This window comes from Nostoc sp. DSM 114167 (genome assembly GCF_052692655.1).
The window spans coordinates 6,875,347-6,887,106 of record NZ_CP195116.1; the positions used below are offsets into that span (position 1 = coordinate 6,875,347).

The 11,760-nt window shown below is 38.2% G+C and carries 9 protein-coding genes and 1 pseudogene; 7 read left to right on the forward strand and 3 right to left on the reverse strand.

Annotated features, from left to right (window positions below):
* The first annotated feature begins 366 nt into the window (after window positions 1-366).
* The 7 genes and pseudogenes from NSTC731_RS29040 to NSTC731_RS29070 all read left to right on the forward strand — a co-directional run bounded on the left by NSTC731_RS29040 (window position 367) and on the right by NSTC731_RS29070 (window position 9,096).
* Window positions 367-1,227, forward strand: coding sequence for a Tab2/Atab2 family RNA-binding protein (locus NSTC731_RS29040; RefSeq protein WP_445627974.1), 861 nt, complete (start codon window positions 367-369; stop codon window positions 1,225-1,227).
* A gap of 855 nt (window positions 1,228-2,082) precedes the next feature.
* Window positions 2,083-2,460 carry a hypothetical protein gene (locus NSTC731_RS29045; RefSeq protein WP_445627975.1) on the forward strand — a complete coding sequence of 126 codons (378 nt, stop codon included), beginning with the start codon at window positions 2,083-2,085 and terminating at the stop codon, window positions 2,458-2,460.
* 51 nt (window positions 2,461-2,511) lie between these two features.
* Window positions 2,512-3,156 (forward strand): C39 family peptidase, encoded by a 645-nt coding sequence (locus NSTC731_RS29050; protein WP_445627976.1) that lies wholly within the window; start codon window positions 2,512-2,514, stop codon window positions 3,154-3,156.
* Between the two features lie 3 nt (window positions 3,157-3,159).
* Entirely contained in the window at window positions 3,160-3,978 is an 819-nt protein-coding gene (locus NSTC731_RS29055) for a hypothetical protein (RefSeq protein WP_445627977.1), read from the forward strand.
* Between the two features lie 365 nt (window positions 3,979-4,343).
* Window positions 4,344-4,577, forward strand: a pseudogene (locus NSTC731_RS29060) (transposase family protein); the annotation flags it as partial.
* Between the two features lie 243 nt (window positions 4,578-4,820).
* Window positions 4,821-6,134, forward strand: a complete 1,314-nt coding sequence (locus NSTC731_RS29065; RefSeq protein ID WP_445627978.1) for a TldD/PmbA family protein — start codon at window positions 4,821-4,823, stop codon at window positions 6,132-6,134.
* A gap of 289 nt (window positions 6,135-6,423) precedes the next feature.
* A complete protein-coding gene (locus NSTC731_RS29070) occupies window positions 6,424-9,096 on the forward strand; it encodes a chloride channel protein (RefSeq protein ID WP_445627979.1) in 2,673 nt (890 codons plus the stop codon).
* Window positions 9,097-9,120: 24 nt separating this feature from the next.
* On the opposite strand, the gene NSTC731_RS29075 is transcribed toward NSTC731_RS29070, so the two are convergent.
* The 3 genes from NSTC731_RS29075 to NSTC731_RS29085 are packed head-to-tail and all read right to left on the reverse strand — an operon-like array spanning window position 9,121 to window position 11,746.
* The gene (locus tag NSTC731_RS29075; RefSeq protein ID WP_445627980.1) at window positions 9,121-9,312 is read right to left on the reverse strand and encodes a hypothetical protein; all 192 of its coding nucleotides are present in this window, start codon (window positions 9,310-9,312) and stop codon (window positions 9,121-9,123) included.
* A gap of 29 nt (window positions 9,313-9,341) precedes the next feature.
* On the reverse strand, window positions 9,342-10,487 hold the full coding sequence (locus NSTC731_RS29080) for a glycosyltransferase family 4 protein (protein WP_445627981.1): 1,146 nt from the start codon (window positions 10,485-10,487) through the stop codon (window positions 9,342-9,344).
* The gene (locus tag NSTC731_RS29085; protein WP_445627982.1) at window positions 10,484-11,746 is read right to left on the reverse strand and encodes an O-antigen ligase family protein; all 1,263 of its coding nucleotides are present in this window, start codon (window positions 11,744-11,746) and stop codon (window positions 10,484-10,486) included. The genes NSTC731_RS29080 and NSTC731_RS29085 overlap by 4 nt, the downstream gene beginning before the upstream one ends.
* Window positions 11,747-11,760 lie beyond the last annotated feature (14 nt).

Consider the following 11,760-nt stretch of genomic DNA (forward strand, 5'->3'; position numbering starts at 1 on the left):
TACGAGCGCTGAGGTACTGTACTGTTGTTGCATTTTTTCCAACTTTTAAAGCGTCAGGGACATAAAACCTCTAGGTCTGACATGCTTAGTATTTATATTATCCACCTCAAAGACTCGTTCATCCCCCTTGACCCGACTCCCCACTCTCCACTCTCTTATTCCCCAATACGGTTCAGATAAGGATTCTTCACCTCCCTTGTGGTTTGAGAAAAGGGGAAGATGTAAAGGGGAAAGGTTTGAATTCACCCTTTACCCTTTTCCCTTTCCCCCAAAACCCGAACTGTATTGTCTTATTCCCCTGCTGCCCCAACACTCGTATGATCGAGATATCAGAAAAACATAACAGCCAGATTTTTACCGCAAAACATGGGCAGTATTTGGGAAATCGATTTTTACTCCCGTCCGATTTTGGACGCTAATCAAAAAAAAGTTTGGGAAGTCTTAGTCTGCGAAAGCCCCTTGGATATCGGCGCAAAAGTAGACTCTTTGTTTCGCTATGCTCAATATTGTCCCAGTACCCAGGTAAATTCGGGCTGGTTGCGGACAGCATTGCAGGAGGCTATTAACCAAGCTGGAAAAGCACCAATTAAAATCCGCTTTTTCCGCCGCCAAATGAACAATATGATTACTAAAGCTTGCCAAGATTTGGGTATTCCCGCCCAGCCTAGCCGCCGCACTTTGGTTCTCAACCAATGGTTAGAACAGCGGATGGAAGAAGTGTATCCTCAAGAGACAGGGTATCAAGAGGGGACTAATCCCTCAGTCCGCTTAGAGAAACCTTTGCCACAACGTTTACCAGATGCTTTAGAAGGACAACAGTGGGTATTTGTTACCTTAGATGCTGCGGATTTTGCTGATATGCCAGAGTGGGAAATCGGTTTTGGTGAAGCTTTCCCTTTAGAGTTGGCGAAAGTTTCACCTGAAGCTCGTATTCCTGGTATTTTGATTTTCTCATCAAGAGCGTTGCCCTTGGCTGGCTGGATGTCTGGTTTGGAGTTGGCTTTCTTAAGATTTGACGCCAGCGAAGAGGCGAGATTGCTTTTAGAAACTGGTGTAACTGAAAGTTGGATTGTGGCAAATATCAAAAAACCTCAAATTTTAGCGGAAGCTAAAGGTTTTGAAGCAGCCAAGCAAAAAGCGAATGGAGTACATTTTATCGGCGTACAGTCCGATCCTAAAGCAGAAGTTTTTGCTGGTTTTTGGCTGTTGCAAGAGGTGAATCTTTGAAAATGGGGAGTCGGGAGTGGAAGGAGAATGACTAACCCTGTTTTGTCACTTTCGGAAAACAATAATCAGAGCGAAACTCTGAAACTTTGATTTGATAAAGTTTTGAGCTTTTCTTTTCTAACAGAAACTAAAATTTATAGCCAAAATCTGAAAAATAAAGCTCTTAAAGGCTTTCAGGCATTGGCTTCTCCCAAAGTGACAGAACAGGGCTAATGACCTCCCATGTCCCAACACGAAGCTATGGGATTAATCTAAAATCTAACTTTTCACAGGATGTGAAAAGTCATATCCTGGGCAGGCTTTTAACAGTTATGATACTGTTTTGAGTTGGAAATCTACAATGCTGACTACACAAAGGTTATAGCCTGAAAAATAGAATTTAGTTTAAACGCCAGTTATTTATCTAGTCAGAGGAATAACTTTTAATTTAAATTAAAAAACACTGGTTCATTTTTGAAAGTCAATTTTTGTTTCAGAGTAAGTGTATCTTAAATGCTATTGACAAAATTTACATTTAATGGTCAGCCTCTAGAATAAGGATTTATAGTTTGGTTGATTTCTACAGGCTAATAGCGAACGCTTAAATGATTATCAATAAGTGGCACTTAATGCGATTACATAGGCTTTTATTGATATTAGGGATTTATTATTGGCAAGATGCGCTTGCCCTGATTTTTATTTAAACAAATTTATTAAAAAAAGTCTCATACTACACAGGAATGATATTCACTTTCTACTTTTAGAGTATTTTGATACTATAGGTAAGTTGAAAAAAGTACAACATACTTTCAAAAGTATTAGTAATGTAATATGTGCTACACTTCTTTTTAAGATTTAAGTATCCCCACAAAAAATATGACAAACTGGCTGGCAAAATTAACCATGATCTCATTGAAACCAAGGTTTGGTCAAAGATTATCAGATGAGGATCAACCCACCACACCTAAAGTATCAATTTTTACAAACGAGAAGTCATTAACGTTTCCAGTCTTAGTTGCATTAGTGAAAGGTTCCTGGGAGTCTTTGCAGCAACTTCCAATTTCATCGACAAAAAGTATATGGCTACCCTTTTGTACTTGTATTATCCTTGGCATTTTGATAGCTATATCTAATTTAAAAGAAGAAAAACCATCGCCCCTTTATCACGAATGGTTTTTAGGGATTGGTATAGCTATTCTTAACAGTCTTGTAGTATTTGGGGCTGTAGTAGGAGTTAGCACTGAATTAAAGTAATTAATTACTTTGAAATGCTGACAATTTAAAAATGAGTTGAAAGTAATAGATATGACAAGAACAGTGTCAAGCACCGCAAATCCAAGTAGAAGAAATAACACTTTACCCATAAATCTGATTAAACAGGAAAAACAACGATGGTGCTGGGCGGCGTGTATCTTGATGATTGTAAATTATTTAGGTAATTCTTTAAATCAGGAGAATAGAGGTAATTCTTTAAGAAGAGTTAGCAGTCAATGTGAATTGATACATTTATTATATGACCGTAATTTGATCAACCGATTTTTTCGTAACATATTTGGACCCAAGTGTTGTAGCATTGATAGAAATGGGGAAAGTTGTAATATTTCGTGTTCTTTAGATGATTTTAGTTATTTATATGGTAAGCATAATGTTATATGTCAATTGATAAATAGTGAAAACCCTGATGACAGAACGGTTACATTCGCTGATATTAGAGAAACGATAGATCAACTTAGACCAATACAAATTGCTTACATGGATGATGTAACAAATGGACACGTTGTTGTTATCAAAGGTTATGAAATATTTAATGATAAACAGTTTGTTCGTGTAAATGACCCATCTAGTCAGAAAGGATCTGGTTTTTTGAACTATGAAGCTCTATCTCAATATTCAGATAATCCAAAGTTAATTTGGAAGTATACATGGCAATTTAGAACGAATAGTGTGTAAATTATGTATGACATTAATTATCAAGTTTTACCCTCCCAATTGTCTGATCAAATTAAGCATCTAACTTGTGAAATTCTGAAAGAAGAAAATACCAAATATGCCGAATTAAAGCAGGAAGAAATTAAGATTGATCAAAATTTTAAAATTTGGCTAGCCAAGCCAGTTAAAGACCTTATTAAACTTTCCCTTGAAGTCAGCGAAAAAAACACTAGTACTGATAATATTTTAGAAAAAATTGCTATTAAGACACATAACTTGCATTTTCAAATAAAGTATCATGACAATGCAATAGGCTTTGCTCGTGTAGATGCAAGAGAATTAAAAGATAATTGGTCTTTGACTGAATTGTTTGTATCTGATTTAGCTAGAAAAATTGATGAAAGTTTTAATCAGTTAAAAAATAAAAATGTTAATGTGAATAATATTGATTTAGTTATTATTTCGGAATTACGTATCTATACATTTTGCTTGAAACCTGTAAAACAAGATATTCAATTTTATATTATTGATAGTGATAATTGGTATGAAAAAGGTAAACCTTTAAACTTGAATGCTTTTATACAGAGTATAAAAGCATTCACAACAATAGAGAAAAATATTTTAAATAGAAGAAAAAATAAAATTGTAAAGACAGCGATGTTGAGTTTATACAGTTTGGGTGTATCTATGAACATTGTAGGTTTTTCTATAGCTTTATTGGGTGAACCGAACTTAGGTTTTCCAACTGCTGCGTGTGGATTTAGCTTTGATGCGGCTGCATTTTTTCTGAAGAAAATTTCTAAGGATGCTGATGAGAATTATTCGAGATTAAAAGGTAGTTGAAAGTCTTAAAATTTTCTCCAATAATGCTCATACCATTTTGGATTCTCCCTCTTTTGTCACTTTCCGAGTATTTTTGATAAAAGGAATTGAAAGATAAAACTCTACAAAGTAGGTAGAGTAATGGATGTAGAATTACAAATTATAAAGCATTTGGCAAGATATACCCACCCAATAGTAGCAATCATAAATGAATATTGTACAGAGTATAAAGACTTATTTAAATTTACTTTGATAGTTAAACTAATCCAAGATACTATCATTACAAAAGAAACACGTAGTTTTCCAAACAAACCAGTTTGCAAGACCAAGTTTTGTATTTGCTTATAGTATTGGAGCGAAGCCGGGGACGTTCCGCCTCCGAGGGATATCGAACTTACTTCCACATAGCTCATGATTGACAGGTATCTGAATCAACTGTATGTCGTACAGTACATCTCATAGAAAGCGCGTTGATTAGTTCTATGAGGTTTCGTTTAGAAGGAAAAAAGTTCTTATTGATTCTGTCACAAACTCCGAAAACTTTTGTGATGGATATAACTGAAAGCCCGATAGAACGGCCTAAGTATGGTCAAAAAAGTTTCTATAGCGGTAAACAGCGATAATAACTGAAAATAGTGATCGCTAAGATCCGTTGAGACATGACAATGATTTGGGATAATTAACTGCGTCCATCAGTGTCGATCTGCGGTTTCCAATCGTAACTGTAAAGAAACACTGATGATTTTTGGATAGTTATCTGCGTTCATCACTGGAAGGTGCGTAGGCGTAGCCCGTCGTAGACATCGCACTTCTCAAAAGATAGCGTTGATATGCGGTTCAAAATCCACAATTCACTAAGGGTCATGGGTTCTGAAAATTTGTCACAAGATACACTAGCCGAACAGTTGCTGGAACTAGCTATAAAATCTGGAGCAGAAGCTGCTGAAGTGTATCAATCGCGATCGCTTTCTCGTCCCGTGTTTTTTGAGGCAAACCGACTCAAACAGCTAGAAACTAACCAATCTGAAGGCACAGCACTACGGCTTTGGCGAAATGGGCGTCCGGGACTGACGGTGGCTTACGGTTCTGTCTTAGCCGAAGTAATGGTGGAAAAAGCTCTGGCTTTGAGTCAACTAAATCAACCGGAAATTGTCGAATTAGGCTCTAACTTTCAGCCTGACTACCCCAATTTAGGAGAAAGTTTCCCGATAGAGGTTTTGGTGGACTGGGGCAAAGAAGCGATCGCACTCATCCGTGATGCCTATCCCGATGTTGTATGCAATGGTGACTGGGAATGTGATATTGAAACCACCAGACTAGTCAACACCAAAGGTTTAGATTGTCATTATACAGACACTACCCTCAGCTGCTATATATCAGCAGAATGGGTGCGTGGTGATGATTTTTTAAGTGTTGCTGATGGTCAAACCAATCGGGGGGAACTCGACTCACAGAGATTAGCTAACCAAATTTTACAACGGTTAATTTGGTCTAGTGAAAATATTTCACCTCCTATTGGTCGTGTCCCGATTTTATTCACTTCTAAAGCCGCCGATATGCTTTGGGGTACTGTACAAGCCGCTTTGAATGGCAAGCGAGTTTTAGAAGCAGCTTCACCTTGGGCAGAACGTTTGGGTAAGGAAGTAGTTGCACCTAGTCTCACCATCTACCAAGATCCTGAAGCTGGTCCTTACAGTTGCCCTTTTGATGATGAAGGCACTCCGACTCAATCTCTAGTATTTATCCAAAATGGGATTTTACAGCATTTCTATAGCGATCGCACTACTGGCTCCCAACTAGGTACTAATACCACTGGAAATGGTTTTCGCCCTGGTTTAGGTAGCTATCCTACCCCTGGTTTATTTAATTTTCTCATCCAGCCCGGATCGGCATCGCTACCAGATTTGATTCAACAACTAGATGATGGCTTGATTGTCGATCAAATGTTGGGTGGTGGCGGCAGTATTTCTGGAGATTTTTCGATCAACGTTGATTTAGGCTACCGCGTCCAAAATGGTCAAGTAATTGGGCGCGTTAAGGATACGATGGTTGCAGGTAATGTTTACACAGCCCTGAAGCAATTGGTTACACTAGGCAGCGATGTTGATTGGAATGGTTCTTGTTATACTCCGTCTCTGATCGTAGAAGGGCTATCTACTACGGGAAGAAGCAATTAAATAATTCGTAATTCGTAATTCGTAATTCGTAATGGGCTACGCCCCGCTACGAAGACAGTAATTCGTAAGTGGGGACAATGCTTGTGTGGTAGCGAATTATATTTTGCCAACGACTTTTAAACATCTTCTGAAGATTCCACCGAACAGCTTTTTAGTTAAGATTTGTCATCAAAAATCGTTCGACTGAGCGTTCGCGAATGCGTCTCGTAGAGAAGTCGTACCCCTCTGGGGAGGCAAGCTACGCGTAGCGTTTTGCAGGAAAGTCCAAAATCTCAAATCCAAAACTGGTATGAATCAGCGTTTTCGCACCTGGTGGCAGCCTAGAAGAGGTTTAGCGATCGCCGAAGCCTGTATTATCGGTCTGGTTGCTGCCCTATCTGCGGTATTCCTGAAAGTCGGATCGGGATGGCTGGGGACATGGCGAGTGCATACTACCCACCTTTTGCCGACATGGCTGGTACTACCTGCAATTGGTCTTGTCCTGGGATTTCTGGCTGGATGGTTGGTGGATAGATTAGCACCAGAGGCTTCTGGTAGCGGTATTCCACAAGTCAAAGCATCTCTGGCCAATGTGCCTGTGACATTATCTTGGCGGGTAGCAGGTGTGAAGTTACTCAGTGCCATCATCGCCATCGGTTCTGGCATGACTCTAGGACGGCAAGGCCCTACTGTCCAAGTGGGGGCAGGTTTGGCAGCAGGGATGAGTCGTTGGGTTCCCACTTCTCCAGATCATCGACGGCAGATGATTGCAGCTGGTGCAGGTGCCGGTTTGGCTGCTGCTTTCAATGCCCCGATCGCAGGTGTATTATTTATCGTTGAAGAATTACTCCAAGATTTATCAGGATTGACTCTCGGAACTGCCATTATCGCCTCCTTTATTGGTGGAGTGATATCCCGACTTTTGGGTGGTGGCTCTCTTGACCTTAACTTGCAATTAGTAAAATCTTCCAGCCAATTCTCCATCCCAGAAATTCCCTTTTTCATCCTGTTAGGTATTTTGGCAGGCTTGTTTGGTGCATTGTTTAATCGCGGTATTATATTTAGTATTAAATTTTATCGAAGATTACACATCAGCTTACCCTGGCGGGTGGCTTTAGCTGGATTTATCTCTGGTGTTGTCGTGGCTATGCTCCCTCCATCTTTCCGTGATAATACAGGATTGCGGGAGTCATTAATTACTGGAGATTCTCATCCTAGCGTTGCCGCGATCGCCTTTGCGGCCCAGTTTATCCTCACACTGATTGCATTTGGTTCGGGTGCGCCGGGGGGATTATTCTCTCCCAGTCTGATTTTAGGTTCTTGCTTAGGACACATCATCGGTGTATCTGAGTTATATATCACCGGAGTTGGTTCTCCTACTACCTACGCCCTAGCGGGTATGGGTGGATTTTTTAGTGCTGTCTCGAAAGTGCCAATCACAGCGATTGTGATTGTCTTTGAGATGACGACAGATTTCAACTTGGTACTACCTTTGATGATTGTTTCTGTCGCTGCTTACCTGGTTGCGGATAAGGTAATGCCTGGTTCGCTTTATGAAAAACTTTTGGAGTTAAAAGGGATTACTCTCACCAAAGAAGTTGCGATGGAAGGAGCATTAACCAAGTTAACTGCAAAAGATGTGATGCAAAAACGGGTAGAAACTCTAGATGCAGAGATGAGCTTAGAAGAAGCAATGCAAGCTTTTGCTCGTTCCCATCATCGCGGTTTCCCTGTGGTAGAAGATAGCAAGTTAGTGGGGATTGTAACGCAATCAGATTTGTTAAAAATCCGCGAGAGTACAAACCACACATTTCGCGATCGCAATTTAGCCGATATTTTCTTAAAAGAAATTATGACATCTGTGCCGATGACAGTATCACCAATTCACACTTTAAGTAATGTACTATATTTACTCGATCGCCATCAAATCAGTCGCTTACCGGTGGTAGATAGACGAAAACTGATTGGGATTATTACCCGTGCAGATATTATTCGGGCGGAAGCAGATCATCTCAATGGTGAAAATGCCACACCGAAACTGCGACCAGAACCTTCATACATAGTTTACCAGACGCGATCGCCCAGCACTGGTAGAGGTAGATTATTAGTACCCGTAGCTAATCCCGAAACAGCAGGTGTTTTATTACAAATGGCAGCAGCTATTGCCCGCGATCGCCATTATGAAATAGATTGCGTGCAAGTGATGCTGATACCCCGCCACAGTTCCCCATCAGAAACACAGGTAAGAACGGCAAAAAGCCGCCGTTTGTTACGACAGGCAGAAGTCTTAGCAAAAAAGTGGAAAATTCCTTTGCACACGCAGATTCGAGTTACCCACGATGTGGCGCAGGCAATTTTGGAGACAATCAACGAACAACACATCGACCTAATTTTAATGGGATGGAAAGGTAACACATCTACCCCTGGTAGGATTTTTGGTAGCGTTGTTGACACCATAATTCGCCAAGCCACCTGCGAAGTCGTATTAGTAAAATTAGGCACTACTCCCCACTCAAAACTCCCCACTCAGCACGGGCTAAACGCCCCGCTTCCGCTAACAGAACTCAGCACTCAGCACTCCTTTAACCGTTGGCTAGTTCCAGTGGCTGGTGGTCCCAATTCCCCACTAGCAATTAAATTGCTACCGGCTTTAATTACATTGGGAAACGATCCGAAAATTCGCCTGACACAGGTGTTTAAGCCATCTGAACTCAAGCCAGATATGTCAATTTCAGAACAAGCCATCCGCCGTTTGATGCGTCGCCGTAAATTGTCGAATACTGTAATTGCTCTCCCGGTGCAAGCTAATTCAGTCGCCGAAGGTGTGATTAACCTAGTGGAAACCGAAGGTTACGACGTTGTAGTTTTGGGAGCTTCCCGCGAGGGATTGCTACAGCAAGCGATTCAAGGTAATATTCCCGAAGCGATCGCCTCTGGTGTTGAAAGTACAGTGATTTTGGTTAGAGGTGCGATTCAAAAGTAAAAAAACATAGATTTTAGTGAGTTTTTAATGATAAAATACACCAATAATTAGAGTAACAATTATTGGTATTAAGATGGGAATAGCAACTATAAGTCCCCACTTACCAAACTTAATTTCCTCACCCTCAGATTTGAGAAACGCAATCCAACCTACAACTCCCATCAAAACCCAAATAAATCCAAAGGCAAGAAATATAACAAATATTGAATTGTCCATTTTTTTTACCAAATTTTATTAAATTGTAACTAATTACTACTAATTAACTTTGCTAAACTTTCCCGAAACTGGCTAAAATCAAAAGCTTCAATAGTTTTTTGTTGTAAGTATTCTGGTTGGTAAATTACTGGATTAGAGCAATCACCTTGTAGGATTTGAATTAGATTATCGGCAATTTCTTCAACATTATCAGGATCGACCAAACATCCCAACTTCCCCTCAGCCAAGGGATCTATAGAACCATCTTGATTACCCGCCAATACAGGTTTACCACAAGCTAAAGCTTCTAAAAAAACAATTCCAAATCCTTCTCCTTTACTAGGCAGAGCAAAAACATCGCAGAGATTGTAATGATCGCACAATTCTTGCTCTGGAACAAATCCGGCGATTGTCACACAATCTTGGAGATTTAAGTTGGTAACTAAAGTTTTAATTCGAGGTATATCATCTCCTTTACCTGCAAGAATAAAGTGAACATTAGGGAGATGCGATCGCACTTTCACTAAAGCATAAAGGATTTGGTCATAACCCTTGTATTTTGCCATACTTCCCAGCCGCGTTACTGTTAAAATTATCGGCTGTTCATCTGTTAAGTTATATCGCTTGAGTAAGTAGGTAGGTTTAGAATTTATTGGAAACTTACTAGCATCAAATGTATTAGGCAAAATAACTATTTTGTCGGAATCAATATTTGGATCTTGAAGCAAACGCTGGCGAGTATAATTACTAACACTAATGATTTTATCTGCTTTTTGTAAAGCAAATTTTGTTGCCTTATTTTCGATATCCCAAACTTCTAAGCCATGAGCAACCACCCAGTAAGGAGTTCTAGTAAAAAAATTGACAATATAACAAACAATCGCGTAGTTAACATGAGTGGAAATCACTATAACGGGATGTTGAAGAATAGCTAAAATAATTATTTTCGTGGCAAATAAAATTGGTTGCAATAATTTTGGTAAATCTCCAAAATAATGAAATCTTGTTGAACTTAAAAACTGCAATTTCTCTGGCTGTTTTAAACTATACTTATCATATTTGAGAAACACATCATAATCAGCTTCAGGATATATATCTTGTAAAGCTTTCAGCAAAAATTTTGAGTAAACTTGAATACCTCCCTTGAAATCAAATATATTCGGAAATATTAAGTAAAGACGAGGTTTAACACTCATATTTTTTTGGCATTTTCAATAATTTCAGGTTTTAATTGGGTGACAACATCTTTTCGAGAATTGATAGCCGCTGCTATAAAATAAAACTCAATAGTTGTAAAAGTATAATCTTCAGTAAAAACATCTGGAATTTGAGATGCTAAAAACATAATAATTGGAACAGTAATTAAAGGGTTAGCATATTTAACTTTCAATGTTATTCTCGTTAAAAAATTAGTAAATAGCAATAATCCAGGAATTCCTTGTTCTGCTGACACATTTAAAAATATATTATGTGCGTGATAACTTTTTTTTCCCCAAACTTTAACTCCTATTTGGTCTGGAAAAACTCCTATGCCTATACCAGTAAATGGCCTTTTAATAGTTTCATTAATAGCTGCCTGCCACATTTGAAACCTTGAAAAACCTGTTCCCATAAGAGTAGGAATTTTTTTTTGATTTGGATTGACTGAACTTGAATTATCTAAAAATATATTAGTTAATGGAAATATTTTGCTATCTGCCAAACCAATTCTCCGTGTAGAAACTGGTGCAGTTAAAATGAATAAAAACAACAAGCTGATTAGATAAATCATTTTTCTAAAACTAATAATTTTATATATCAGCAAAAGCAACATTCCAATTATAAAAATTACCCAACCATTACCGCTGGCAGACAAAGCTAAGGGAATTAGAAAAATGAATTCGTTTATATGTAATTCAATTTTAGAAATTTGATTCTGTTTTTCTAAAATCAGGCTTAAACATAATCCAATGGCGACTATAACCCCAAACTGATTAGGGTTTTGCATAATTGAACCAATCTCAGGATAAAAGCTAGGAAACTTTAATAATTTAAAAATCCAGTTATTAGGAAGTAAAACCTCTAAAAAACCCAAACATGCAATTATCTGTAGTAAGTATAATATGCAACGATAATAAAATGTTAAAGATGATGCGGTTATATTCTTAAAGGTTAATACTAAAAAAGCAAAAAATAATATGTAATAAGTTGAGTATTTTAGACTATAAGTAATAGCAATATTTGGAAAGTTGCTCATTAATGAGGAAAACCACATCCACAAATACATCAGACCTATAGATATTACAATTATTTTATGCTTCTTAACAACTTCTGGGAGAGATTTTAAAGATAAACTAATGATTCCGAAACTAAATACAGGAAGTAATAAATAATGAATACCAATATTTATTCCTGGAAATTTAATTCGCCCTAAAAGTGAAGAAAATAGTATGAGTAGAAAAAATATATTAATCATAACTTTTATTTAAA